The organism is Yersinia sp. 22-579, from assembly GCF_030433455.1.
GTDB classification, from domain to species: domain Bacteria; phylum Pseudomonadota; class Gammaproteobacteria; order Enterobacterales; family Enterobacteriaceae; genus Yersinia; species Yersinia enterocolitica.
This window is the reverse complement of the sequence record NZ_JAUJTZ010000008.1, coordinates 21,159-47,019: the sequence shown is the minus strand read 5'-3', so window position 1 is coordinate 47,019 and position 25,861 is coordinate 21,159. Positions and strand designations below refer to the sequence as shown.

Here is a 25,861-nt window from a genome sequence, read left to right as displayed (position 1 = left end):
TTATGAGATTTTATCACTACGACAAATGCCCCATTCTGGATGGCAGGAAAACCCTATAACAAGAAAATAAAAAATTGCATTTTTAATGCAAAAAAAAACAATAACCCATGATACTTAAAAAATGACATCGAGGTTTATATGAAAATAATTAATAAAATATTGATCACCGTAACGATGGCACTCCTAATGAATACCCCAAGTATATATGCTGCAAAAAACACATTATTAGTATCACCAAACTATATGCTGAAAAACATACAAAAAATAAATTCTACTAATGAAGAAGAAAGCCCGGCGGCGCCTCAGTTTGAGGTTGAAGACTTTCAATACAACTATCATTTAACCAATAAGGAAAGTTATATTTCTTTTATTCTTAGTTCACCTGAATTTGTCAGTTATTACATTTATTTGATAAACAATGAAAACACAATTTCTTATGAAACATCTGGATTTATTAACCATAATTCAAAAAGAATAGATCTGAGCCTGGAGGATATTATCTCCGGTTACTATGATCTGGTTGTAGAAGTTTATAACAATGAAAAATTATCAGCTAAAAAGACTTTTCCACTCATCGTTAAATAATAGTGAAAACAGCCTAATAAAAGAAAGGGCACCATTCGATGCCCCTCAGACTGCTGACAAACCCCAACAACTCGATCGTGCAAGGTGAGGACAGGTAGAAAAGTAAAGCGTCTACGCCAGGGATGGCGCGGGTCGAGCCATCAGGGACGATTTTACGGCGTCTTTACGACCTGCCTGTTCTCACCGTTACGGGTACTTTGTCATTAACTTCAGGGGCATCATCCAATGCCCCTGCTGTTATATTCAAAGCAAATTGGCTTATCCCAATTGCTTACGCGCATTACGGAACATGCGCATCCACGGGCTATCTTCGCCCCACTCTTCTGGATGCCATGAGTTACTGACAGTGCGGAAAACGCGCTCAGGATGCGGCATCATTACCGTAGCCCGCCCGCTAGCACTGGTTACCGCCGTGATGCCGTTAGCAGAACCATTCGGGTTAGCCGGATACTGCTCGGTCACGACACCGTAGTTATTCACAAAGCGCAACGCCACCAAATTGCTTTGCTCCAGTGTCGCCAGATGCGCGGCATCACGTACTTCAACTCGCCCTTCACCATGTGACACAGCAATTGGCATCCGTGAACCCGCCATATCCTGCATAAACAGTGATGGGCTGTTTGTCACTTCAACCAGACTGAAACGTGCTTCAAAACGATCAGACAGATTGCGGACAAAGCGCGGCCAGTGCTCAGCGCCCGGAATCAGCTCGCGCAGATTAGACATCATCTGGCAGCCATTACAAACGCCCAACGCCAGTGTTTCAGGGCGATGGAAGAATGCTTCAAACTCATCACGCACCCGGTCATTGAACAAAATAGACTTCGCCCAACCTTCGCCCGCCCCCAGTACGTCACCGTAAGAGAAGCCACCGCAGGCCACTAAAGTCTGGAAGGATTGCAAATCAGTACGCCCTGCCAGCAAGTCGCTCATATGCACATCAACCGCATCAAAACCGGCACGGTGGAAAGCGGCGGCCATCTCCACGTGGGAGTTAACCCCTTGCTCACGTAGCACCGCCACTTTTGGTCGCACTTGCTTGATGATGTAAGGTGCGGCGATATCTTCTGCCGGATCAAAGGTCAGTTTCACATTTAAGCCAGGATCGCGTTCATCCTGTTTAGCTTGGTGCTCTTGATCGGCGCAATCTGGGTTATCGCGTAACCGCTGCATCTGCCAAGTGGTTTCCGCCCACCATAAGCGCAAGGTACTGCGTTTTTCGCTGTATACCACATCAGTGCCACTGCGGAGGTCAAAAACATCACCCTCAACGGCGCGGCCCAGATAGTGGGTACAATTCGCCAGACCATGATCTGCCAGCACTTTTTCCACCATGGCGCGCTGCTCGGCCCGCACCTGAATAACGGCCCCCAACTCCTCGTTAAACAAGGCAGCCAGCGCATCATCACCCAAGGATTGAATATCCACTTGCACGCCACAATGGCCAGCAAAAGCCATTTCAGCCAGTGTCACTAACAGGCCACCGTCAGAGCGGTCGTGATAGGCCAATAAGGCCTGATCAGCGACTAAACGCTGCATCGCGTTGAAGAAACCAGCCAGCTGTTGCACATCGCGCACATCTGCGGGTTTGTCCCCTAACTGGCGATAAACCTGAGTCAACGCCGTAGCACCCAGCGCATTGTGGCCCGCGCCCAAATCAATCAGCAGCAGCGCATTGTCACCTTTATCGGTGCGCAGCTGTGGGGTCACGGTGTGGCGAACATCTTCGATACGCGCGAAAGCCGTAATCACCAAGGAGAGCGGCGAGGTCATTTCACGCTGCTCGCCACCTTCCTGCCAGCGGGTTTTCATCGACATGGAGTCTTTACCCACTGGAATGGTAATTTCCAGTGCAGGACATAACTCTTCACCTACTGCACGTACCGCGTCATACAAACCGGCATCTTCACCCGGATGGCCAGCTGCGGACATCCAGTTAGCCGACAACTTAATGCGCTTAAGTTCGCCAATTTGAGTCGCCGCAATATTGGTCAAGGCTTCGCCGACGGCCAAACGGGCAGAGGCGGCGAAATCCAGCAAGGCCACTGGCGCACGTTCGCCCAGTGACATAGCTTCGCCATAATAACTGTCGAGACTGGCGCTGGTTACCGCACAGTCAGCTACCGGAATCTGCCATGGGCCAACCATCTGATCACGGGTTACCATGCCGGTTACGGTACGATCACCAATGGTTATCAAGAAGGTTTTCTCGGCAACTGTTGGCAAATGCATGACACGTTTCACTGCATCAGCGATGCTGATTTCAGCCCGTTGCAATGCCTCACCTTTCGCCTGTAGGCGGGTGACATCACGTAGCATTTTCGGTGTTTTACCCAACAGCACATCCAGCGGCATATCAATCGGCTGATTGTCGAAATGGCGGTCATTCAGGGTCAGATGTTTTTCTTCGGTGGCTTCACCGATAACAGCATATGGCGCACGTTCACGGCGGCAAATTTCTGCAAATTGTGCCATTTGCGCAGGAGCAACGGCCAGAACATAGCGCTCCTGGGATTCGTTACACCACACTTCCAACGGGCTCATACCCGGCTCGTCATTGAGGATATCGCGCAGTTCAAAGCGACCACCACGGCCACCATCGCTCACCAACTCCGGCATGGCGTTGGACAAACCGCCAGCACCGACATCATGAATAAACAGAATTGGGTTGTGGTCACCCAACTGCCAGCAGCGATCAATCACTTCTTGACAGCGGCGCTCCATTTCCGGGTTATCGCGCTGTACCGAAGCAAAATCCAGATCTGCATCAGATTGGCCGGATGTCATGGAAGAAGCAGCACCGCCCCCCAAACCGATGTTCATCGATGGCCCACCGAGCACCACTAACTTGGCACCGACGGTAATTTCGCCTTTTTGCACATGATCCGCGCGGATATTACCCATCCCGCCCGCTAACATAATCGGCTTATGGTAGCCGCGTAACTCAGTGCCGTTATGGCTGTTCACGCGCTCTTCATAGGTACGGAAATAACCCAGCAGTGCCGGACGGCCAAATTCATTATTAAATGCCGCGCCACCCAATGGGCCTTCGGTCATGATGTCCAGTGCCGTCACTATGCGATCTGGCTTACCGAAATTCTCTTCCCACGGCTGTTCAAAACCAGGGATACGCAAGTTAGATACAGAGAACCCCACCAAACCGGCTTTCGGCTTGGCGCCACGCCCAGTGGCACCTTCATCACGGATTTCCCCGCCTGAACCGGTAGCCGCGCCTGGCCATGGCGATATAGCCGTCGGGTGGTTGTGGGTTTCAACTTTCATCAGGATGTGCGCCTCTTCCTGATGGTAGCCATAAACACCATTTTCTGGCGCAGCAAAGAAGCGCCCAACCTGAGAACCTTCCATCACTGCGGCATTGTCTTTATAAGCAGACAGCACGTAATCTGGTGTATGTTCAAAGGTGTTTTTGATCATCTTAAACAGCGACTTAGGCTGGTCAACACCATCAATTTTCCAATCCGCATTAAAAATCTTATGGCGGCAATGCTCAGAGTTGGCCTGAGCAAACATATACAGCTCGATATCTGTCGGGTTGCGCCCAAGGCCAGTAAAGGCGGCCAGCAGATAATCAATTTCATCCGGAGCCAGTGCCAAACCTAATTTAATATTGGCCTGCTCCAGTGCACTGCGGCCCTGCGCCAGAATATCCACCCGTTGCACTGGGGCTGGCTGGTGGTGAGAGAACAGTTGCCCGGCTTGCTGCAAATCTGTAAAGACCGTTTCCATCATGCGGTCATGCAGCAGTGCCGACAATTGTTGCCATTGGGTTTCAGTCAGATTCGGGCCTTGTATATAGAAAGCCAGACCGCGCTCGAGGCGCAGCACCTGTGGCAATGCACAATTGTGGGCGATATCTGTTGCTTTGGAAGACCACGGAGAAATAGTGCCCGGCCTTGGGGTAACCAGAAGTAAACGCCCTTCTGGCACATGTTCGGGGAGAGATGGCCCATACTGAAGCAGCCGCTGGAGTCTGGCGTGTTCGTCAGCACTCAATGGGGCGCTAACATCGGCAAAGTGAACATATTCTGCATAGATATCATCTACTGGCAGATGAGCATCCTGGCAACGGGACAGCAGTTTGGTAATTCGAAAAGCCGACAAAGCGGGCGAACCACGCAGTATTTCCATAATCTAAGTTTCTCTCTCTTCGAAGCGACTGGAACAGCACTTCATTGGGCGCAGCACTCATTGGCGCAAAACAGGGGAAAACGCGCGCTATTATAGTGAATCTAAGTCGCCGACGAAACCGTTTGCGTAGCAATTATTAATAATTGCGTCAGAAAGTGTCGTTATCTTTAAAAGATGAACACCGAATAAATAAGCTCGCAATAAAGTTGCACACTGACGAATTGTTGCGCAAAATGCCACTCCACTGGGGATTTAACCATGTCGATTTCAGCTTCACGACACATCTATAAAGAGCGCTGCCGAGAGATAACTATTTGACGCGCATAAAATTAAATTACTTTGTCATCGGTGTAGTTGCCTTACTTCTGGCCCTCGCACTGTGGCCCAATATTCCTTGGCGTAATGGCCAGGAAGGGCAACTTGACCGTATAAAAGCCCGTGGTGAACTGCGAGTTAGCACCATTAGTTCACCGCTTATCTACACCACCGGAAAGGATGGCCCTTCCGGTCTCGACTATGAACTGGCAAAACGTTTTGCTGATTATCTGGGGGTTAAGCTGGTGATGACCCCTCGTCATAATATCAACGATCTGTTTGATACTTTAGATAGTGATGATGCAGATATGATTGCTGCCGGGCTGATTTATAACAGTGAACGTCTTAGCCGGGCGCGCACCGGCCCTGCCTATTATTCCGTGTCGCAACAATTGGTCTACCGGCTGGGTTCTCCACGACCAAAGTCATTCAGCGATCTGAAAGGGCAGCTGATTGTGGCCTCCGGCTCAGCCCATATGACCACATTAAAACAGCTTAAACAGACCAAATATCCGGACCTGAACTGGGGATCGTCTGTCGATCGCTCAGGAAAAGAGTTATTGGAGCAGGTCGCTGATGGCAAGCTCGATTATACCCTTGGCGATTCGGTCACCATTGCTCTGCTGCAACGTATCCATCCACAATTGGCAGTCGCTTTTGATGTCACGGATGAAGAGCCGGTGACTTGGTATTTCCAACAGAGCCATGATGACAGCCTGTATGCGGCGATGCTTGATTTCTACAGTGAGATGGTAGAAGACGGCAGTTTGGCGCGCCTGGAGGAAAAATATCTGGGTCATGTCGGCAGTTTTGATTATGTCGACACGAAAACATTCCTGTCCGCTATCGACAATGTTCTGCCCTCTTTCCGGCCATTATTTGAAAAACATGCTGGCGAAATTGATTGGAAATTGCTGGCAGCCATCGCTTATCAGGAATCCCATTGGAATCCACAAGCGACTTCCCCAACTGGCGTACGCGGCTTGATGATGCTTACGCGAGCAACCGCAAGTGGTTTGGGTGTCAAAGACCGGGTTGATCCAGAGGAAAGTATTAGAGGCGGCTCGGTTTACTTACAGCGGTTGATGCAAAAGGTACCAGATACCATTCCCGAAGATGAACGAATCTGGTTCGCACTGGCGGCATATAATCTGGGTTACGGCCATATGCTCGATGCCCGCAAGTTGACCAAAAACCAGAATGGCAATCCGGACAGTTGGGTTGACGTAAAAATGCGGCTACCGATGTTGAGCCAAAAGCGCTACTACCCAAGCACTACTTATGGCTATGCTCGCGGTCACGAAGCTTATAACTACGTCGAAAACATCCGTCGCTATCAGGTCAGTCTGGTGGGTTATTTGCAGGAAAAAGAGAAAAAAGCTGCGCAGCACGCCGCGATTGAAGCCGAGTTGGGTAAGGCTTACCCAGTGGTTGGTCCCGGCTGGTCAATCAATAATTAGAGAGTTTAAGAAATTACCCGCTGCTGAAAAACCTCGAGCACTCGATCTTGGCTGGTGAGGACAGGTAGAAGAGTAAAGCGTCCGCGCCAGGGACGGCGCGGGTCGAGCCATCAGGGATGATTTTACGGCGTCTTTACGATCTGCCTGTTTTCACCACTGCGGGCTGTTTGTCATTAACCTCTGAGTTTCAAAACTCATTTATCATTTGATTCGCGCATGGTGAGTTTCAGTGCTTTTTGCTGTTCGCGCCGCAGGCGAAAAAACGCGCTCAATTGGTGAGCACAGGCGTCGGCCAACACACCCGCAGTTATCTCTATCTGATGATTCATTCCTGGGTGGCGCAAAATATCGACCAGTGATCCTGCTGCGCCGGTTTTCAAATCATTCGCGCCATACACTAACCGGCGGATCCTGCTGTGTACCATCGCTCCGGCGCACATCACACACGGCTCCAGAGTGACATATAAAGTGGCATCTATCAGGCGATAATTCTGCACGATTTGCCCCCCCTGACGCAGCGCCATGATTTCAGCATGAGCAGTAGGGTCGTTATCACGAATCGGCCGGTTCCAGCCTTCACCAATCACCTGATTATCCAGCACCAATATTGCGCCCACCGGAACTTCACCTTCTGCTTGCGCACGTAGCGCTAATGCCAATGCTCGCTGCATCCAGTATTCATCACTGTATTCCGCTGGCGAATCACATTCAGAAGACAAATCATTATCAGTAGACACATTAACCTCTCTGGCACTTTTGCGGCGTGCATTATACACAGCAATCGGCAGCTGCTATACCCACTAAATTCACTATAAAGTAGCTCAATGAATAATGTTCGGTTAATGTTTCGACAAGGCAGGAATCATTCCTGATGTAAATAACTAGTAACTCGATATGGAAGCCAAAAATATGAAGCTCAACAAGAAGAGCGCAGTAATTGTGCGCAAAACCCTTGATGGATGGGCCAAAGAAGGAGTTATTCCTGAAGAAGAACATCAGCGTTTGTTGGAAAATATTGATGTTCAACCTTTTGACTGGCGCAGGTTGGCAGGTTACGCCTTCCTTGCGGCACTGGCATCACTGGTCATCGCCATTGGTAGCCTGATGGCTGACACTTTCCTGCTCGCCTGGATTAGCCAATTTTTCCGTTTTGATCCCCCGGTTCGAGTCGTCGTTACGGGCATATTAGCAGCGACCTTTTACGGCTGGGGTTTTTACCGACGCCGACAAGATCCCAGTAAAATCTATAGCAACGAGGCCGTGCTGTTCCTCGGTGTCATTTTTACCGCTGCGGCTATCGGTCAGCTTGGCGAATGGCTGGATAACGGCAGTGGCCGCATCTCGGTATTATTGTTGCTTGGCACGGTGATTTACGGGGTGGTTGGCTGGTTTGGCCGCTCAGCACTGGTGTGGCTGTTTGCTCTACTGTCACTGGGGAATGCATTTGGCGCAGAAACCGGTTATCTGTCCGGTTGGGGCGCATACTGGTTGGGAATGAGCTACCCCGTTCGCTTTATCGCCTTTGGCTTGCTGCTTTGCGCCAGTGCATTGACACTACAACCGCAACTGGCTGCACGTCGGCTGGATCGGGTTTCGCAGGCAATGGGGCTGCTTTATCTGTTTATTGCCCTGTGGCTACTGTCTATTTTTGGTAATTACGGTGATATCGACCATTGGTATCAAGTACGCCAAATTGAGCTAATGCACTGGAGCCTTTTGTTTGCACTCGCGGCGGCGGCAGCCATCTGGCTAGGGCTAAAACGCGATGATGCAATGCTACGCGGTTTTGGCCTGACATTTTTGGCCATCAACTTGTATACCCGTTTCTTTGAATTCTTCTGGGATACCATGCCGAAAACAATTTTCTTCCTGTTACTCGGCATCAGCTTGTGGCTACTGGGCCGGCACGCTGAGCGGGTCTGGCGGCTTGGTCACCACGAAAATGATGTGACTCACTAGTAAGATGCGGCGAATAACGTCAGTGGGCTTTGACACCCACGGTGGTTTAATCCAACTGCTGTAATTCGCCGGTTTTACTGACTCGCCAGCGGTGTTCACAAAAATGTAGCAGCGGATTATCTTGCTTACTGTCGCTGTAACCGCTGTGGAGTTTCAGCGGAACCCCTAAGCGCTGCTCTAATTGCACCACTTTTTCTGGCCCTAAGCAGCGCAGTGGTAACACCCAGCCGCCATTACGCCGCGCCATACGGCTTCCCACCAGCCGTAAATGATGAATAAAGTCTGAATCGTAATAAACCTGCTCAACCAGCCGTTGTGGTGAGCCAGTGATAAGCCACACCTGGGCATCAGTACTCTCCAGATATTGACGCAAGCGCATCATCACCACCGGGAATTCAGTAACTTTTTGACGAAATTCATTTACAAAGCGCAATTCCAAATCCCTCAGATGCGCTTCGCTTCGACCAAAAGTGATCGCCCACAACAGCAAACTCATTGGCCAGCGCGCACAGCGCCCACCGACCAACAAACCCAAGCCAATAACGGGTAATAATGGGATAACCAACAATAGATTCAGTGGCAGATGGCGCAGCAGAAAACGCAAAAAACTGCCAAACATATCTTGCTGATGCAAAGTGCCATCTAAATCAAAGAAGACAACACGTTTGGCACTTGCCGATTGTGGCTCGGCGGCTGTGCTTGCCGGTTCTGCATTTGAAACCTTGGTCATTGAAATCCCATAAATTTAATCAATTAAAATCTGCCATTACGATTCAATATAATATCGACGCAATACAATATCATTGTATTGGCAGCTGAAGGCCAGTGATAACTCACCTTACAATGCTGCCCGCAAATATCCATTATGTTGTTGTAGGTCCAAACGCGCTTGCTCGGCGCTGACCCCTTTTAGGATCATCAATATCGCCGGCTTGACCTCAAATTCAGTTTGCGACAAGGCATTTTCAGCCTCGGCACGGCTGGCTCCGGTGGCTTCAACCACTATGCGGCAGGCGCGATCGACTAATTTCACGTTAGTGGCTTTTACATCCACCATCAGGTTTTGATAAACCTTGCCTAACTTCACCATCGCGCCAGTAGATAACATATTCAAGACTAATTTTTGCGCCGTACCCGACTTCATCCGAGTAGAACCAGTAAGCGCTTCTGGCCCAACAACAGGCGAAATCGCGACCAGTGCTTCTTGCGCGATAGGAGAATCAGGATTACAGGAAATAGCCGCAGTGGGGCATCCGAGTTGGCGGGCAAAACGCAGTGCACCAATAACATAGGGGGTACGGCCAGAAGCGGCTAGCCCAACCACCATATCGGTTGCGGTCAACTGCAAATCTCGCAAATCCCGCTCGCCGAGTGATGCATCATCTTCAGCACCTTCCACCGCTTTGAGTAATGCACCTGGACCACCGGCAATTAAGCCGATAATCCTACCATGAGGAACACCGAAGGTCGGCGGGCATTCCGAGGCATCCAGAACACCAAGCCGCCCACTAGTACCCGCGCCAAGATAGATCAACCGGCCCCCGTCCCGTAAGGCTTTAGCTGCTAAATCTACCGCCTGCGCAATTTGTGGAATCACCAAACGAATCGCCTCGGGTACTTTCCTGTCTTCATCATTAATACGGGTCAACATCTCCAATGTGGAGAGCGTATCCAGATCCATCGTGGCTGGATTGCGACTTTCAGAAATCAAAGCACCCAAGTTCATGATTTTTCCTCATTAGATTTTCTATTCATGATGATTTCGTTGTAACTAAAAATGTATAAAAGTGACTGTTTTCTTGTCCCATTCACCGGACTCTCACAAAAAAAGGGTGCTATGCTCCCTCACTTGGCCCTTTGATTTTATTATTTATGGGTATTATTAACCAACCTGGCAGAATAACCTCCCATATTCAGGAACTGATTTATGAGTAGTCTTCTTCGCATTCGTCAGCTCTATCCAACGCTGGCACAAAATGATCGTAAGTTAGCTGATTTCTTGCTGACCAATCCTGAGCAGGCACGCCATCTCAGTTCTCAAAAACTGGCACAGCAAACCGGCGTTAGCCAATCTGCGGTAGTAAAGTTCGCACAAAAATTAGGCTATAAAGGCTTCCCGGCACTTAAACAAGCCTTGAGTGAGATTGTGGCTGCTCCCGAGCAAGCCGTCACTCTTCATAATCAAATTTTAAGTACCGACAGTTTAAAAACAGTGGGCGAAAAGTTATTGGCGGAAAAAGCTGCCGCACTGCGAGCGACGTTGGATATCAATAGCGAGCAACGTCTAACTGATGCATTAGACATGTTGCGCTCAGCGCGCCGCGTTATTTTGACGGGCTTGGGTGCCTCTGGTTTAGTGGCGAAAGACCTTGCTTATAAGCTATTAAAGATAGGCGTTATGGCGGTATCCGAAACAGATATGCATGCACAATTAGCGGCGGTGCAGGCTTTGGATTCGCGAGATCTACTTTTGGCTATTTCCTTCAGCGGTGAGCGCCGTGAGATTAATTTGGCGGCTGAAGAAGCACAACGATGTGGTGCCAAAGTGTTGGCGTTGACCAGTTTTACCCCGAATAGTTTGCAGCAACGGGCTGATCATTGTTTGTACACTATCTCAGAAGAACCAGCCATACGCAGCGCAGCCATTTCATCGAGCACTGCACAATACGCGCTGACTGATCTGCTATTTATGGCAATGATCCAGCAAGACCTTGAAAGTGCGCAGGATCATATTAAGCACAGTGCCGCGCTGGTGAAAAAACTGGTCTAAGGATGCCAGAGGGGTATAATCCCCCGCTGTTAAGAATACCCGACCTAAGGTAAGAGGAACCATGGCCCTGTTAATCACTCGTAAATGTATTAATTGCGACATGTGCGAGCCGGAATGCCCTAACGAGGCAATTTCTATGGGTGCAGAAATCTATCAAATTGACCCTATGCGCTGTACAGAATGCGTCGGTCATTACGAAACCCCAACCTGCCAGTTGGTCTGCCCTATTGATAATACGATTTCTATCGATCCCGCTTGGGTGGAAACTAACGAACAGCTGTGGGACAAATTTGTCCAATTACATCACGCCGATCGTCTCTGATTTTTATGGCTGAATTATCAGCGCCTCCACTGAGGCACTGATAATATAATCAACTCAAATCCACATTAAACAAACAGGCTAATCAGCAATACCATTGCCAGGCCCACCACTGAGTTAGTCAACTCAAGCAAGCCCCAGGTCTTCAGCGTGTCTTTAATAGACAAGTCGAAATACCCTTTAAACAACCAGAATGAAGCATCATTAATATGGGTAAAGGTATTGGAGCCTGCCGCCGTTGCCAGCACCAACAGCGCCGGATCAACCGAGGTAATGGTATGTGTCACAGGGTCCATAACTGCTGCACCAATAATACCCGCAGCTGTCATTGCTGATACCACGCCTTGCCCGGTTGACAGGCGAATAAGCACAGTAATCAGCCAGGCCATGATATAAGGTGACACACCGCCAGCCGACATCAACATGCCAATGGTATCGCCAATGCCGGTATCAATGATGACCTGCTTGAGCGCACCACCTGCACCAATGATCAAGATGACCATCGCAATGCCTTTTACCGCCCCCTCAAATGAATGCATGACCCATTCCATCTTATGACCACGCCCGGTGCCAAACAGGACAAAGGCAACCAGCATGGCGATAAACATGGCAATAGGCGATGAACCGAGGAAGTTCAGAATGGTGTATGACGTCGTCCCTTTCACCAGCCAAATATTGGCAATGGTGGTAAAAATCATAATAAAAGCAGGGATTAATGGCACCAGTATCGAGGTGCTGAACGACGGCAAGTTGTTCTCATCCAGCGGGTTCTCAGCTTTCAGGAAGGTTGGCACTGGTCGTTCCAGATTACCAAGGAATTTGGGTAAAATCAGCCCGGCGCAAATCACTGAAGGGATGGCAACCAGAACGCCATAGATATAAACCATGCCCATATCAGCACCATACGCACTAACCAATGCAACTGGTCCTGGCTGTGGTGGGAAAAGGGAGTGCGCGGTGGTCGCCGCAGCCACTGCCGGGATCGCCAGCTTAAGGAATGGGATCTTAGCTTCAACCGCAATAGCAATGATCAATGGCGCCAAAATGATAAAGGCAACTTCATAGAACATCGCCAGACCAAAGATAAGGCCGATGATAATGACAGCAAATTCAACATACTTAAGCCCGAACCGACGCAATAGCGTCTGAGCTATCTGATGGGCAGCACCAGAGTCGACCATGAGTTTGCCGATCACCGCACCAAATACGACGATTATCGCCAGTTCACCGAGTGTCCCGCCAAACCCCGCTTTAATAGTATGCAGAAGTTTGAGCAAGTCCATCCCGGCGAGAGTACCCACTAGCAGAGCCGCCAACAGCAATGCAATCATTGAGTTAATCTGATAGCGTATATTCAGCACTAGCATTAAGCCAATACCCAATACCACCCATAGGATATTAATCCATTCCATCTTTTACTTTCCCCAGTTGTTAAACATTAAATTTTTCTAATATCACTGTTGTTATATTGGTCAGGCCAAATTTAGTGATTTTTTGTGACTATAAAATTGCCTTAACACTGAACTTTTCTGTCAAAAGCCGTACTTATGCGGACTAATTGTTCATCATACCCAGCAATTTGGTATTACAAGTACCACCAATTGGCTGACCAAATGAAGCATTGGTTAACCAACTTGTCGGGCAGATCGCAAAATTAAGATTTATTCTGGAGAATTTTCACACGCAGATGGGGTATAAAGCGCGCAGCTTTCGGATGGAAAATGGAGGGAATATGAGAGTCATAACCTACAAGCAAATAGAATGGGCAACAAAAAGGAGCGGCATTTTCATGCCACCCCTTAAGATCGATTAGCCATGCTCTGGCAACCACAGAAAGCTTTTAGTTTTCAATAATCACAGTCGCACAGGCATAACGCCGCTCATCAGCCAGAGTCACATGCAAAGATTTGACACCGAGCTCGGTCGCCAACTCTGCCGCTCGTTGATGTAAACGTAGCGTTGGTTTGCCTAATGCATCGTTGACCACTTCAAACTGGTTAAATGCCAAACCATTACGGATACCGGTACCAAATGCTTTAGCGGCCGCCTCTTTAACGGCAAAACGCTTGGCTAAAAAACGAATTGGCTGTTGGTGCTGCTGATAATGTTGCCATTCTGCAGGGCTAAGGATGCGCCGGGCCAGCTTTTCACCACTGCGTTCAACCACCGCCTCTATCCGTGAAATCTCAACAATATCAGTGCCTAGCCCAATAATAGCCATTAACGACGCGCTTCCCGCATCAAGACTTTCATATCGGTTACCGCAGCAGCAAGGCCCGACATAACTGCCTGACCAATGATTGCATGGCCAATATTTAGCTCATGCATTTCCGGCAAGGCGGCTATGGGTTGGACATTGTGATAAGTCAGGCCGTGACCTGCGTTAACTTTTAACCCTTTGCTGGCAGCATAGGTCGCCGCTTTAGCGATCCGTGCCAGCTCAGCCTGCCGAGCCAAATCTGAAGTAGCATCAGCATAAGCGCCAGTGTGGATTTCAATGTAAGGAGCCCCGACCGCAACAGCAGCATCAATTTGGCGCATATCGGCATCGATAAACAGTGAAACCAGAATACCGGCCTCAGATAGGCGACTGACCGCAACAGTCATTTTATCAATTTGATCTGCAACATCCAGCCCGCCTTCGGTAGTCACTTCCTGGCGTTTTTCTGGCACTAAACAGCAAAAGTGAGGGTTTATCTCACAAGCAATACCCACCATTTCATCGGTGACGGCCATTTCCAGATTCATGCGGGTTTGGATGGTTTCACGCAGGATACGCACATCCCGATCAGTAATATGGCGGCGATCTTCACGTAAATGGACAGTGATGCCGTCAGCACCCGCTTGCTCAGCAATAAAAGCTGCCTGCACAGGATCGGGATAAATGGTCCCACGTGCATTTCGTAATGTCGCAATGTGATCAATATTAACGCCCAGCAACAAATCAGCCATGACAGCCCTCCAGATATGGATGCATCTTTAATAGGTTAATGAGCATGCAAAAATGCTTGCCAATAAACGTGTAAGTGCCTGGCAGTTTACACCGAGTAGGCGGCCAGCGGATAGGCTACAGCAAGGGAAAATTGATGATGAGCAGTGTAAACAATCGAGCTGTCGGTACTAGGGTAAGGGTTCAGATGGCGGTTTAATCACAAATTGGCGGAATAGTTCACGACTTTTGAGTGGTTTTCCCCCCAGATAGGGCTTTAGAGCAATGCGGGTAAAACGCTTGGCGGCACGCAACGTGTCTGCATCGGGAAACTCACGATTAGCCAGAGCCAATAATTGGCGGCCGGTAAAACTGTAGTGATCAACAACCAAACTGGCAATAAACCCTTTCTCTTCACGATAGCGGTAGGTCATGGTGTCTGACACCGGTTGACCACTACCCGCGCAATGGAGGAAGTCAACGCCATAGCCAAGGTGAGCCAGAATCGCCAATTCAAATTGGCGTAAAGCATATTCAGGTGAGCCATCGCTGCCCGCGAGTGATTGTAAGCAATGCAGATAGTCGAAGAATAACGCAGAGTAATTGGTTTGATGTTCGAGTACGCGCGAGAGCAGCTCGTTAACATATAGGCCGCTGTACAACATTGAGCCGGTCAATGGGAGAGCCAATGAAACCGGCTCGGCACTACGTAATGTTTTGACTTCGCCACGCCCAGTCCAACGAACCAGTAAGGGTGTAAAAGGCTGCAAGCAGCCTTTTAGGTTGGAACGGCGACCACGCGCACCTTTTGCCAACACCCGCATGCGGCCTTCCCCTTCAGTGAACAAATCCAGCATTAAGCTGGTTTCACTGTAAGGTCGCCCATGCAGGACAAATGCGCGTTGCCAACCTTCCATCGGCGGGTCTTATTTCAGATCGTCGGTATAGCCTAAGCTGCGCAATGCTCGTTCATCATCTGCCCAGCCAGATTTCACTTTCACCCACAGCTCTAGATGCACTTTAGCTTCGAACATTTGTTCCATGTCCTGACGGGCTTCGATACCGATGGTTTTGATTTTTGAACCTTTATTGCCGATGACCATTTTCTTCTGGCCTTCGCGTTCCACCAAAATCAGACCATGGATGTTATAACCACCGCGCTCATTTGGTACGAACTGTTCAATTTCCACTGTCACAGAGTAAGGCAATTCCTCACCCAGGAAGCGCATCAACTTCTCACGAATGATCTCTGACGCCATAAAGCGCTGAGAACGGTCAGTGATGTAATCTTCCGGGAAATGATGGTCAGCTTCCGGCATATGCTTGCGCACGATGCTGGCGATAGTGTCCACATTCATCCCTTTTTCAGCAGAAATAGGAACAACATCCAAGAAATTCATCTGCTGGCTTAAGAACTGGATATGAGGCAACAGCTTAGTTTTATCTGTTACGTTATCGACTTTGTTGATGGCTAATAATACCGGGCATTGCAAACTGCGCAGTTTATTAACGACCATTTCATCGTCAGCAGTCCAGTTCGTCCCTTCAACCACAAAAATAACTAATTCTACATCACCGATAGAGCTACTTGCCGCGCGATTCATTAAGCGGTTAATCGCACGTTTTTCTTCAATATGCAGCCCTGGGGTATCAACATAAATGGCCTGATAAGGCCCTTCAGTGTGGATCCCCATAATACGGTGACGTGTGGTTTGCGGTTTACGTGAAGTGATGGAGATTTTCTGCCCCAGCAATTCATTCAGTAAGGTAGATTTACCCACATTCGGGCGACCTACAATCGCAATAAAACCACAATACGTTTTTTCTACTTCGCTCATTCAAGCTCCAACTGTTTCAGCGCTTGTTCCGCTGCCGCCTGCTCAGCTTTACGGCGACTTGAGCCGGTACCTATTACCGGTTCATTCAAGCCACTCACCTGGCAGTGGATAGTAAATTCCTGATCATGTGCTTCACCACGAACCTGCACAACCAGATAAGAAGGTAATGGCAGATGACGGCCCTGTAAATATTCTTGCAGGCGCGTTTTTGGATCTTTCTGCTTATCACCAGGGCTGATTTCTTCTAATCGACTGTGATACCAGGCGAGAATCAGCCGTTCAATCGTATGAATATCGCTGTCTAAGAATATACCGCCGATTAACGCTTCGACTGTATCTGCCAAAATTGATTCACGGCGGAAACCACCACTTTTCAATTCACCCGGCCCAAGGCGTAAACATTCACCGAGGTCAAACTCACGGGCCATTTCGGCTAGCGTATTACCTCTAACCAAGGTTGCTCGCATCCGACTCATATCCCCTTCATCAACACGAGGGAAACGGCGGTACAACTCATTGGCAATAACGAAACTTAATATAGAGTCACCCAGGAACTCCAAACGCTCGTTATGTTTGCTACTGGCGCTACGATGAGTCAGTGCTTGCAGCAAGAGCTCCTGCTGTTGAAAAGTGTAGCCCAGCTTCCGCTGTAGCCTATTTATTACGATGGGGTTCATGAGTTACCAATAGATCAAGAATGCGTCAAAAACTACAGCAGACGGAACAGGTCTGATCGGCCAATAATACCAAGACAAAACTGTTTCGTTTGCAGTGGCCCCCATAAAAGAGCCAACTTTTATCGCTCGAAAGGTTATTCTACAACGAGTGGAAATATAATGCTGCGTTTAAATACCCTGCGGGCTTGAAGTGACAGCGGTATTCAGTGCCGCTGTCACCCCGATGACTCAAGGTAGAGCCAGTATTAATGTATTCCACCAATACGACTTAAACGCACACCCGTCGGCCACTCACCTTCTTGCTTTTCAAAACTCATCCAAATAGCAGTAGCTTTGCCGACCAGATTACGTTCTGGCACAAAACCCCAGTAACGGCTATCTGCGCTATTATCCCGGTTATCACCCATCATAAAGTAATGACCTTCTGGAACAACCCATACACCTAATGGCTGATTAGGTTGTTGATAATAAGCACCTAACTGCTCCTGGCGCCCAGGAACGGTCAAAATCTGGTGTGCAACCGGGCCGAGGGTTTCGGTACGCTCTCTCAAACGCACACCACCATCAGGTACAGCCTGATTTAGCGGAATTTGGAAGAAACCGGCAGAAGCCTCACCATTACCGCTATAACGGAATGTTTGCACAAAATCGCTAGGCTCAGATGCACTGTAAGTAATCGGCAATGCGCTATCACAAGAAGCGCCGGTATTACATGCTGGCTGAACCGTTACTTCTTTACTGATTGGATTATAACTTACGCGGTCACCCGGTAAACCCACCACGCGCTTGATATAGTCCAAACGAGGGTCTAACGGGTATTTAAACACGGCAATATCACCGCGTTTTGGATGCCCGGTAGGAATCAGCGTAGTTTGAGTAATTGGGTCTTTAATACCGTAAGCAAATTTCTCTACCAGAATAAAATCACCGATCAACAACGTGGGCATCATCGAACCAGAAGGAATCTGGAAGGGTTCGTAAATAAACGAACGCACGATAAATACCAGAGCTAACACCGGGAAGACTGAAGCACAAGTTTCTATCCAGCCCGGCTGTTTTGCCGCCGGAGCAAGAGTCTTGTTATCAACAGCACTCCCGGTTTGCGCCTTGATAGCCGCAGTTTGCGCATTAACAGCCGCAATTTTTGCCTGACGGGCCGGCCCCCATTTGAATCGCTCGAAGCACCAGATAATCCCTGTCACTAGCGTTGCTATTGCTAAAATCAAGGCAAACATGTTAGCCATCAAAACTCCTTATTTACTGTCTTTTCCGACGTGCAGAATAGCCAGGAAAGCCTCTTGCGGTAATTCAACGTTACCGACCTGCTTCATACGTTTTTTACCATCTTTCTGTTTCTGCAGAAGTTTCTTCTTACGGCTAACGTCCCCGCCATAACACTTCGCCAGTACGTTTTTACGCAGCTGTTTCACAGTCGAACGAGCAATGATGTGGTTACCGATCGCGGCCTGAATCGCAATATCAAATTGCTGACGCGGGATCAGTTCTTTCATTTTCTCAACCAGATCACGGCCACGATACTGTGCGTTATCACGGTGAGTGATGAGCGCTAAAGCATCAACACGCTCATTGTTGATTAATACATCAACACGCACCATGTCGGAAGTCTGGAAACGTTTAAAATTGTAATCCAATGATGCATAACCACGAGAGGTCGATTTCAAGCGATCGAAGAAGTCGAGTACCACTTCAGCCATTGGAATTTCATAGGTCAGTGCCACTTGGTTACCGTGGTAAACCATGTTGGTCTGCATACCGCGTTTTTCAATACACAATGTAATGACGTTACCCAAGTATTCCTGTGGCAACAGCATATGACATTCAGCAATAGGTTCGCGCAGTTCTTCAATATTATTCAGAGCAGGCAGCTTGGAAGGGCTATCAACATAGACCGTTTCCTGAGCAGTAGTAATCACTTCGTACACCACCGTTGGTGCCGTCGTGATAAGTTCCAGATCGTACTCGCGCTCCAAACGCTCCTGGATGATTTCCATATGCAGCAAACCAAGGAAGCCACAGCGGAAACCAAAGCCCAATGCAGTTGAACTTTCTGGCTCATAGAACAAGGAGGCGTCATTCAGACTCAACTTGCCCAATGCGTCGCGGAAAGCTTCATAGTCATCGGAGCTAATCGGGAACAGACCAGCATAAACCTGTGGTTTGACTTTCTTAAAACCAGGTAATGATTTTTCAGCCGGGTTACGAGCCAATGTCAACGTATCGCCGACTGGCGCGCCAAGAATGTCTTTTATCGCACAAACCAACCAGCCTACTTCACCGCAACTCAGCACGTCACGATCAACACGTTTTGGCGTAAAGATACCCAAACGGTCGGCGTTGTAGCTCTGGCCTGTACTCATGACCTTAACTTTATCGCCTTTTCGCAACGAACCATTCTTGATACGGATTAATGACACTACACCCAGATAGTTATCAAACCAGGAGTCAATAATCAGCGCCTGCAATGGGCCGTCTGGATCGCCCTGAGGCGGCGGAATATCGCGCACCAGCCGCTCAAGGATATCAGGTACACCTACGCCGGTTTTTGCCGAGCAACGAACAGCATCAGTTGCATCAATACCGACAATGTCTTCAATTTCTTCAGCAACACGCTCAGGATCAGCAGCAGGTAAGTCGATTTTATTCAGAACTGGAACTACTTCCAGATTCATTTCCATGGCGGTATAGCAGTTTGCCAGCGTCTGAGCCTCAACGCCCTGCCCTGCATCAACGACCAATAAAGCCCCTTCACAAGCCGCCAAAGAGCGGGAAACTTCATAAGAGAAGTCAACGTGACCAGGGGTATCGATAAAGTTGAGTTGATAGGTTTGACCATCTTTCGCGTGATAATCAAGTGTCACGCTTTGTGCCTTGATGGTAATACCACGCTCACGCTCCAGATCCATGGAATCCAGTACTTGAGCCGCCATTTCACGCTCAGATAAACCACCACAAATCTGGATAATGCGATCCGACAGTGTCGACTTACCGTGGTCAATATGGGCAATAATAGAAAAGTTTCTTATGTGCTTCATTTATATGAATTTTTCTCTAGTCGTTGTCTTTAATTAATTATTGGTGGACACAGCGATGGACTCAAACCCAAAACTACCCACATAAATATGCACGCATCTTACACTGTAAGTCAGCCTCGTGAAAGGCATCACACTTAGCTTGTTACCTGATTTATGCTGTTAAAAGGTGCCAGCACCTTTCTGTTGACCGCTATAGTCAAGATGCAATCCTGATTTAACGACTCACTGCATTTCTATTTCTTCAGTATAAATACTTATTAAAACACTTTAGGAAAATGCTCATTTACCCTATAGATAAATAACCTAGAGTATTAGTGTGACTGTGTAATAACCAAGTGAAATATCCTCTTGGCGGCAGAAAGGAGAATATTATGATTGACGAAGGAAAAATACTTAGCCGCCATGAGTTAAGAACTAAAAACTCAAGACTAACCATTGGTATAATAATATTTTTATTAGGATTAAGCTTCGTAATAATTAGTTTATCACTAACAACCGCTGTTTTTTCAACACCCTCTATTCTTTCAATTTTATGCGTTGCTATTGCCGGTATATCACTGAGTTTACTGCTATACTCGCGCCAATATGATAATCCGATATTTACCTATTTCCTTTATGAAAAAGGCGTGCGTGTTTTTAATCATCATACTGGAAACGTTTATTTCATATCATTTAATAAGATAGAATATATTTATAAATATCATGCAGGAATAAACCCCAATGGAAAAATTAATGCCATGGCATTCCGCACATCAAAAAATCAGCCTTGGAATATTATCATTAATAATATCACCAACGCATACCCTCTCATAAATACTATAATCCATCAGCAGGTTATGAATGTTGGATTAACAAGTTTAAATGGATTATCACGAGGTAAAACAATCGTATTTGATATCGTACGGGGAAATGACATTTGGTTAAAGTCACTAATATTTAATTTCATTAAGATAAAGAAAACACAAATAGATACCATCCCACTTTCACTTAGTGCGCACTCATTAGTGACAACAAAAGGTACTATTAATATTGAAGATATACAGCGTATAGAAACCTTGCGTGAAGCACACCATGACAAAATACGATTATTTGATGCGAAAGGTAACGTACTGTTTTCAATAGACTACTCATCTCTTATAAGTGCTGATCTTTTTATTGCCCTGCTGGAACACATGATACAAAACCGAATACCAGCCTATTATGGTTAATAAAAAATGAATAATTACTCTTGCTGGATACGTATAGCTGCCGGCGGTAAACCAACCTGCAAAACCGTGGGTTGATAATCGCTTTTCCCCTCAATCTTACTCGCTATCACCTTGGCTAATAAAAATCCAAAACCTGCCCCCAAAATAGCACCCAGAGCGGTAAAGGCATCAGTAATAAATAAGGCTTGAAACAAAGTACCACCCGCAATTAATCCGACTAATGGGGTCAAATAAACCAAAGCAGCAGAACGCAATAAGCTACCCTCACTGATCCCAACCTCAACCTTTTGTCCAGGTTCAAGTGGTTGCGAAATTGTTATTCTTAATTGGTGTTCCGACTCTGGCCCCAATTCATTTAAGAGATGGCTACCACATCCAGTACGAGCATTACAGCTTCCACAACCAGAATGGGGTTCACAACGTAAAAGTGCTACCCCATTTTGCCATGAGATAACTGTTGCCCATTCCTTCATCATTTTGCAGACTCCAAAACGATACTATCGGCAATACGCTTAGCTGTTGAAGGGGGCAACTCACCGACTACGGTGATTTCTACATTATTACGTGCTTCTGTATGAACCGTGCGGCGTCCTTGGCGCAGTGATTGTTCGGAAGGCGCATCTTTGCCAGCAGGATTCACATTAACTGAAAAGCTAAACAAACCATCAGAGTAGAGCCGTGATTCAGTTGGTGTATCCATATTAGGCAATGTGCGGCGACTACGCGAAACCTCAGTAACCCCCTCAGGTAACCAACGCGGAGCCCAAGCGAAATCCACCTTGTTTTTTGCTGGCAAAGCAAGCAACGGCGGCAGAGACAGCTTTAATACTCCTCGCAAAATCTCCTGAATCGGCTCACCGACAGCAAAAGAAACCACACGAAATTGCTCAAGTGTTTCACCATCACGATCCAACAGATCTACCCGCATCGGTAGTTTTGTTGTCTCATCCATCCAAATAATATAGCTATATCGCGTACTATCACGGGCAACTACACGAATTACCTGGCATGGCCTATCGGCAATGCGGGCGCGGCCTAGTGCAATATAGTTATAATATTTTGATAGTTTTTCAAAATCGGGAAATACAACAGAAGGTAAAGCATCAACAATATGCTCACCGCTCAACGTGAAAGAGTCAAACCCTGGCTCGAAATAACTAATCTCGTCACCACGCTGTATGATCTCGGTACGCGGGCCATCCATACGCAGTAATTGCGCTAGCGTTTTTTTATCCAGGATGGCATGGCGATAGCGAAGAGAATCGATCCCTTGCTTGTTAACGTTTATGTACGATAACTCATAATTGAGCGATTGGCTGGCAGCGCTCATGTCCTGCAACATTGCTATCGGCGCTGTTTCCGCCGCAGCAATTGTTGGCATGAACAGGCTGCCCGCCATTAAACAGACGGAGAACCAAAGTTGCTTCATTACTGCTGCTGCATTCCTAAGGACTGAGTTCCAGGGACCTGAATAGCGGCTTGTGTAGATGCTGAAGGCACCTGCGATACATCAGTTTGTGGCAAACGACGTTGCAATTCAAAATCTTGCAATTGCGTCATCATATTAACGCGGCGACGTTGCTCTTGAACTTGATGCTGCTGAGACGTTCCGAAAGAACCATCAGCAGGCACACCAAAGCTGACAGGTGATGCTTTACCCATCATCGGCAATGTATTAAAAGCCGGTGCTTCTGGCTGTAAGTTACCAGATGCCGGTTGGTTATACTGCTGAACGCCCACAATAACGGCAAGCGAAACACACGCAGCAACCCCAACTTGAGTAATCTGGCTAGCCCATGGGCGAACTTTTTGCCAGAAAGGCATTTTCTGCCAGACATGAGGTTGCGGCTGAGATTCAGGCACAGCAATAGGAACAAAACGAGCAGGCTCATTTTTGAGCGCCTCTGCGACACGGCTGGCGATATCCAGATGCAAGACTTCACCAACGTCCCCCCGCAGGGTATCACGGATTAAATGATAGCTCTGCCAGCTTTGCTGTAGCGCTTTATCTTTAGATAAAGAACCTATCAGCTCACTATCAAGAGTTTCTCCGTCCATCAGAGCGGAAAGCTTTTCTTTCTGCATGCCAAATACCCTTTGTTTGTCCGCTTATCGCTGAATCAGCGGCTGAACTTTATTATCGATAGCCTCTCTGGCACGGAAGATACGGGAACGAACAGTACCTACCGGACAGTCCATAATAACAGCTATCTCTTCATAGCTTAGACCATCTAACTCCCTGAGTGTAATCGCCATCCGGAGATCTTCAGGAAGTGACTCTATGGTTTTAAAAACTATCTGCCTCAATTCTTCTGACAACATTAAGTTCTCAGGGTTCGATATTTCTTTCAATGCACCTGCATTTTCGTAATTTTCAGCATCATTTGCATCCACATCACTGGATGGTGGACGCCGCCCCTGAGCGACTAAATAATTTTTCGCCGTATTAACAGCAATACGGTACAGCCAGGTATAAAAGGCACTGTCACCACGAAACGATTCCAGGGCGCGATAGGCCTTAATAAAAGATTCTTGAACTACATCAGGGACATCGCCCTGAGGCACGTATCGGGATACGAGGCTCGCAACCTTATGCTGGTATCGAATTACCAGTAAATTGAACGATTGCTGATCACCTTTCTGGACCCGTTCAACCAGCATCTGATCCGTTAACTGCTCGCTCATCCGAGGTGAACTCTCCCGAAATCTATCCCCACGCTAAAAGTAGTACTGCCAGCCATATCTTTATTTTCCTGAGCAAGCACACGCTTGGAGTTTATAAAAGTTGCAAAGTTCCATGTTGCCAGATTATTTGTCTGAATATTCTTTAGACATCTTATAGCCATAGCTTTTGCTCTGGCAGATAGGCTAACATGAATTTCACTCTTCTTCTGCACACATCATACGATATGCAATCATCATCTGAACACGTAAGCGATGTATTGATCATCGGGAGTGGCGCTGCCGGTTTGTCACTGGCATTGCGTCTCGCGCCACATTGTAAAGTCACCGTTCTGAGCAAAGGACCACTTAATGAAGGTGCCACTTTTTATGCTCAAGGAGGTATTGCTGCCGTTTTTGATGAAACTGACAGCATCAGTTCACATGTCGATGACACTCTGATTGCCGGGGCCGGGCTTTGCGACAAAGAAGCCGTCGAGTTTATCGCCAGCAACGCCCGCTCTTGTGTGCAATGGCTTATTGATCAAGGTGTTCTTTTTGATACCGAAACCAATGCCAGCGGCGAAGAACGTTATCACCTTACCCGAGAAGGTGGCCATAGCCATCGCCGTATACTACATACCGCGGATGCTACAGGTAAAGAAGTAGAGACCACCCTGGTGGGCAAAGCAAGGGCTCATCCGAACATTTTAGTTAAAGAGCGCTGCAATGCAGTCGATCTTATCACGTCTAATAAAATTGGTCTGCCGGGGACAAAACGTGTCGTTGGCGCTTATATCTGGAACCGTGAATTAGAGAAAGTTGAGACTTTTCGTGCCAAATCTGTCGTGTTAGCGACAGGCGGTGCCGCAAAAGTTTATCAATACACCACTAACCCGGACATATCCTCCGGTGATGGCATTGCCATGGCATGGCGTGCTGGTTGCCGGGTTGCTAATCTGGAATTTAACCAGTTCCATCCTACTTGCCTGTTCCATCCGCAAGCTCGCAACTTTTTACTGACCGAAGCCTTACGTGGCGAAGGTGCCTACCTAAAACGCCCAGATGGCAGCCGTTTCATGCTCGATTTTGATGCCCGAGGCGAACTCGCACCACGAGATATCGTCGCGCGCGCCATCGACCACGAAATGAAACGCCTTGGCGCGGATTGTATGTACCTCGATATCAGCCATAAACCCACCGATTTCGTGATGCAGCACTTCCCGATGATCTACGAAAAACTGCTGTCATTGGGTATAGACCTAACTAAAGAAGCCATTCCAATCGTTCCAGCCGCACATTATACCTGCGGCGGCGTGATGGTCGATCAACACGGTCGCACGGATCTGGACGGGTTATATGCAATTGGCGAAGTCAGCTATACCGGCTTACATGGCGCTAACCGCATGGCGTCTAACTCGTTGCTTGAATGCCTGGTCTATGGCTGGTCTGCGGCCGAAGATATTCTTTTGCGTTTACCGACGGCCAAGCTGGCTCCGCATTTGCCAGACTGGGACGAAAGCCGTGTTGATAACTCCGATGAACGTGTTGTCATCCAACATAACTGGCACGAATTACGCTTATTTATGTGGGATTACGTCGGCATTGTCCGTACGACCAAACGCTTAGAGCGGGCCTTACGCCGCATAACAACATTACAGCAGGAAATTGATGAATATTATGCCAATTTCCGTATCTCGAATAATCTGCTGGAATTGCGCAATCTGGTACAAGTTGCTGAGCTAATCGTGCGTTGCGCCATGGATCGCAAAGAGAGTCGCGGGTTGCATTACACCCTTGACTATCCAGAGCAACTTGAGAATCCAAAACCGACCATTCTCCATCCATAATACCATTCAGGGCGCACATATTTTTGTGAGTACCATATTTTGTGAACACCGTATTTTGTAAACACAAAGTATCGCGCCCTACTTCCTC

23 protein-coding genes are annotated in these 25,861 nt (G+C 47.8%); 7 read left to right on the top strand and 16 right to left on the bottom strand.

The window, feature by feature from the left end; genetic code table 11:
- Positions 1-186 precede the first annotated feature (186 nt).
- Positions 187-585 (top strand): hypothetical protein, encoded by a 399-nt coding sequence (locus QSV56_RS11385; protein ID WP_227747467.1) that lies wholly within the window; start codon positions 187-189, stop codon positions 583-585.
- Positions 586-843: 258 nt separating this feature from the next.
- Here the strand turns inward: QSV56_RS11385 and purL are convergent, their stop codons facing one another.
- Positions 844-4,734 carry a phosphoribosylformylglycinamidine synthase gene (gene purL / locus QSV56_RS11380; RefSeq protein ID WP_046050416.1) on the bottom strand — a complete coding sequence of 1,297 codons (3,891 nt, stop codon included), beginning with the start codon at positions 4,732-4,734 and terminating at the stop codon, positions 844-846.
- Positions 4,735-5,048: 314 nt separating this feature from the next.
- On the opposite strand from purL, the gene mltF reads away from it, so the two are divergent.
- Positions 5,049-6,509, top strand: a complete 1,461-nt coding sequence (mltF, locus tag QSV56_RS11375) for a membrane-bound lytic murein transglycosylase MltF (RefSeq protein ID WP_019081847.1) — start codon at positions 5,049-5,051, stop codon at positions 6,507-6,509.
- A 194-nt stretch (positions 6,510-6,703) separates the two neighbouring features.
- Here the strand turns inward: mltF and tadA are convergent, their stop codons facing one another.
- Positions 6,704-7,285, bottom strand: a complete 582-nt coding sequence (gene tadA, locus QSV56_RS11370; protein WP_019083728.1) for a tRNA adenosine(34) deaminase TadA — start codon at positions 7,283-7,285, stop codon at positions 6,704-6,706.
- 133 nt (positions 7,286-7,418) lie between these two features.
- Here tadA and QSV56_RS11365 point away from each other — a divergent pair, with 133 nt between their 5' ends.
- Entirely contained in the window at positions 7,419-8,468 is a 1,050-nt protein-coding gene (locus QSV56_RS11365) for a DUF2157 domain-containing protein (protein WP_026018292.1), read from the top strand.
- A 46-nt stretch (positions 8,469-8,514) separates the two neighbouring features.
- Here QSV56_RS11365 and yfhb read toward each other — a convergent pair whose 3' ends face one another.
- Entirely contained in the window at positions 8,515-9,198 is a 684-nt protein-coding gene (yfhb, locus tag QSV56_RS11360) for a phosphatidylglycerophosphatase C (protein ID WP_046050414.1), read from the bottom strand.
- Positions 9,199-9,306: 108 nt separating this feature from the next.
- Complete coding sequence (gene murQ / locus QSV56_RS11355; RefSeq protein WP_046050413.1) at positions 9,307-10,194, bottom strand: N-acetylmuramic acid 6-phosphate etherase; 888 nt, start codon at positions 10,192-10,194, stop codon at positions 9,307-9,309.
- A 201-nt stretch (positions 10,195-10,395) separates the two neighbouring features.
- On the opposite strand from murQ, the gene QSV56_RS11350 reads away from it, so the two are divergent.
- Complete coding sequence (locus QSV56_RS11350; protein ID WP_019081852.1) at positions 10,396-11,238, top strand: MurR/RpiR family transcriptional regulator; 843 nt, start codon at positions 10,396-10,398, stop codon at positions 11,236-11,238.
- A 61-nt stretch (positions 11,239-11,299) separates the two neighbouring features.
- Positions 11,300-11,560, top strand: a complete 261-nt coding sequence (locus tag QSV56_RS11345) for a YfhL family 4Fe-4S dicluster ferredoxin (protein WP_025379234.1) — start codon at positions 11,300-11,302, stop codon at positions 11,558-11,560.
- Positions 11,561-11,625: 65 nt separating this feature from the next.
- On the opposite strand, the gene gntP is transcribed toward QSV56_RS11345, so the two are convergent.
- The 8 genes from gntP to lepA form a co-directional block, all read right to left on the bottom strand.
- On the bottom strand, positions 11,626-12,969 hold the full coding sequence (gntP, locus tag QSV56_RS11340) for a gluconate permease GntP (RefSeq protein WP_005159420.1): 1,344 nt from the start codon (positions 12,967-12,969) through the stop codon (positions 11,626-11,628).
- A gap of 428 nt (positions 12,970-13,397) precedes the next feature.
- Entirely contained in the window at positions 13,398-13,778 is a 381-nt protein-coding gene (gene acpS / locus QSV56_RS11335; RefSeq protein WP_019081855.1) for a holo-ACP synthase, read from the bottom strand.
- Complete coding sequence (pdxJ, locus tag QSV56_RS11330; protein ID WP_046050411.1) at positions 13,778-14,509, bottom strand: pyridoxine 5'-phosphate synthase; 732 nt, start codon at positions 14,507-14,509, stop codon at positions 13,778-13,780. The genes acpS and pdxJ overlap by 1 nt, the downstream gene beginning before the upstream one ends.
- Before the next feature lie 168 nt (positions 14,510-14,677).
- Entirely contained in the window at positions 14,678-15,403 is a 726-nt protein-coding gene (recO, locus tag QSV56_RS11325) for a DNA repair protein RecO (protein ID WP_005172741.1), read from the bottom strand.
- A 9-nt stretch (positions 15,404-15,412) separates the two neighbouring features.
- Positions 15,413-16,324 (bottom strand): GTPase Era, encoded by a 912-nt coding sequence (gene era, locus QSV56_RS11320; RefSeq protein ID WP_005159414.1) that lies wholly within the window; start codon positions 16,322-16,324, stop codon positions 15,413-15,415.
- Positions 16,321-17,001: a ribonuclease III gene (gene rnc, locus QSV56_RS11315; protein WP_005172746.1), complete on the bottom strand. Its 681-nt coding sequence runs from the start codon at positions 16,999-17,001 to the stop codon at positions 16,321-16,323. The genes era and rnc overlap by 4 nt, the downstream gene beginning before the upstream one ends.
- Positions 17,002-17,246: 245 nt before the next feature.
- Entirely contained in the window at positions 17,247-18,245 is a 999-nt protein-coding gene (gene lepB, locus QSV56_RS11310) for a signal peptidase I (protein WP_005159411.1), read from the bottom strand.
- A gap of 9 nt (positions 18,246-18,254) precedes the next feature.
- Complete coding sequence (gene lepA / locus QSV56_RS11305; RefSeq protein ID WP_005172749.1) at positions 18,255-20,054, bottom strand: translation elongation factor 4; 1,800 nt, start codon at positions 20,052-20,054, stop codon at positions 18,255-18,257.
- Between the two features lie 371 nt (positions 20,055-20,425).
- Here lepA and QSV56_RS11300 point away from each other — a divergent pair, with 371 nt between their 5' ends.
- Complete coding sequence (locus QSV56_RS11300) at positions 20,426-21,262, top strand: hypothetical protein (RefSeq protein ID WP_046694674.1); 837 nt, start codon at positions 20,426-20,428, stop codon at positions 21,260-21,262.
- Positions 21,263-21,276: 14 nt separating this feature from the next.
- Here the strand turns inward: QSV56_RS11300 and rseC are convergent, their stop codons facing one another.
- Genes rseC through rpoE form a run of 4 tightly spaced genes read right to left on the bottom strand, consistent with a single transcriptional unit; the run spans position 21,277 to position 23,947 of the window.
- The gene (rseC, locus tag QSV56_RS11295; RefSeq protein ID WP_019081859.1) at positions 21,277-21,738 is read right to left on the bottom strand and encodes a SoxR-reducing system protein RseC; all 462 of its coding nucleotides are present in this window, start codon (positions 21,736-21,738) and stop codon (positions 21,277-21,279) included.
- Positions 21,735-22,691 (bottom strand): sigma-E factor regulatory protein RseB, encoded by a 957-nt coding sequence (gene rseB, locus QSV56_RS11290; protein WP_050129764.1) that lies wholly within the window; start codon positions 22,689-22,691, stop codon positions 21,735-21,737. Before rseB ends, rseC begins: the two co-directional genes overlap by 4 nt.
- Positions 22,691-23,347, bottom strand: a complete 657-nt coding sequence (gene rseA, locus QSV56_RS11285) for an anti-sigma-E factor RseA (RefSeq protein ID WP_005172760.1) — start codon at positions 23,345-23,347, stop codon at positions 22,691-22,693. Before rseA ends, rseB begins: the two co-directional genes overlap by 1 nt.
- Before the next feature lie 24 nt (positions 23,348-23,371).
- Positions 23,372-23,947: an RNA polymerase sigma factor RpoE gene (rpoE, locus tag QSV56_RS11280; protein WP_005159396.1), complete on the bottom strand. Its 576-nt coding sequence runs from the start codon at positions 23,945-23,947 to the stop codon at positions 23,372-23,374.
- 224 nt (positions 23,948-24,171) lie between these two features.
- Here rpoE and nadB point away from each other — a divergent pair, with 224 nt between their 5' ends.
- A complete protein-coding gene (gene nadB, locus QSV56_RS11275; protein ID WP_005159392.1) occupies positions 24,172-25,773 on the top strand; it encodes an L-aspartate oxidase in 1,602 nt (533 codons plus the stop codon).
- The last annotated feature ends 88 nt before the right edge of the window (positions 25,774-25,861 follow it).

Bases quoted from the DNA above. Each gene is read 5' to 3' on its own strand.
- QSV56_RS11385 (WP_227747467.1), top strand. From the start codon at position 187: ATGAATACCCCAAGTATATATGCTGCAAAAAACACATTATTAGTATCA.
- purL (WP_046050416.1), bottom strand. From the start codon at position 4,734: ATGGAAATACTGCGTGGTTCGCCCGCTTTGTCGGCTTTTCGAATTACC.
- QSV56_RS11365 (WP_026018292.1), top strand. From the start codon at position 7,419: ATGAAGCTCAACAAGAAGAGCGCAGTAATTGTGCGCAAAACCCTTGAT.
- yfhb (WP_046050414.1), bottom strand. From the start codon at position 9,198: ATGACCAAGGTTTCAAATGCAGAACCGGCAAGCACAGCCGCCGAGCCA.
- murQ (WP_046050413.1), bottom strand. From the start codon at position 10,194: ATGAACTTGGGTGCTTTGATTTCTGAAAGTCGCAATCCAGCCACGATG.
- QSV56_RS11350 (WP_019081852.1), top strand. From the start codon at position 10,396: ATGAGTAGTCTTCTTCGCATTCGTCAGCTCTATCCAACGCTGGCACAA.
- QSV56_RS11345 (WP_025379234.1), top strand. From the start codon at position 11,300: ATGGCCCTGTTAATCACTCGTAAATGTATTAATTGCGACATGTGCGAG.
- gntP (WP_005159420.1), bottom strand. From the start codon at position 12,969: ATGGAATGGATTAATATCCTATGGGTGGTATTGGGTATTGGCTTAATG.
- acpS (WP_019081855.1), bottom strand. From the start codon at position 13,778: ATGGCTATTATTGGGCTAGGCACTGATATTGTTGAGATTTCACGGATA.
- pdxJ (WP_046050411.1), bottom strand. From the start codon at position 14,509: ATGGCTGATTTGTTGCTGGGCGTTAATATTGATCACATTGCGACATTA.
- recO (WP_005172741.1), bottom strand. From the start codon at position 15,403: ATGGAAGGTTGGCAACGCGCATTTGTCCTGCATGGGCGACCTTACAGT.
- era (WP_005159414.1), bottom strand. From the start codon at position 16,324: ATGAGCGAAGTAGAAAAAACGTATTGTGGTTTTATTGCGATTGTAGGT.
- rnc (WP_005172746.1), bottom strand. From the start codon at position 17,001: ATGAACCCCATCGTAATAAATAGGCTACAGCGGAAGCTGGGCTACACT.
- lepB (WP_005159411.1), bottom strand. From the start codon at position 18,245: ATGGCTAACATGTTTGCCTTGATTTTAGCAATAGCAACGCTAGTGACA.
- lepA (WP_005172749.1), bottom strand. From the start codon at position 20,054: ATGAAGCACATAAGAAACTTTTCTATTATTGCCCATATTGACCACGGT.
- QSV56_RS11300 (WP_046694674.1), top strand. From the start codon at position 20,426: ATGATTGACGAAGGAAAAATACTTAGCCGCCATGAGTTAAGAACTAAA.
- rseC (WP_019081859.1), bottom strand. From the start codon at position 21,738: ATGATGAAGGAATGGGCAACAGTTATCTCATGGCAAAATGGGGTAGCA.
- rseB (WP_050129764.1), bottom strand. From the start codon at position 22,691: ATGAAGCAACTTTGGTTCTCCGTCTGTTTAATGGCGGGCAGCCTGTTC.
- rseA (WP_005172760.1), bottom strand. From the start codon at position 23,347: ATGCAGAAAGAAAAGCTTTCCGCTCTGATGGACGGAGAAACTCTTGAT.
- rpoE (WP_005159396.1), bottom strand. From the start codon at position 23,947: ATGAGCGAGCAGTTAACGGATCAGATGCTGGTTGAACGGGTCCAGAAA.
- nadB (WP_005159392.1), top strand. From the start codon at position 24,172: ATGCAATCATCATCTGAACACGTAAGCGATGTATTGATCATCGGGAGT.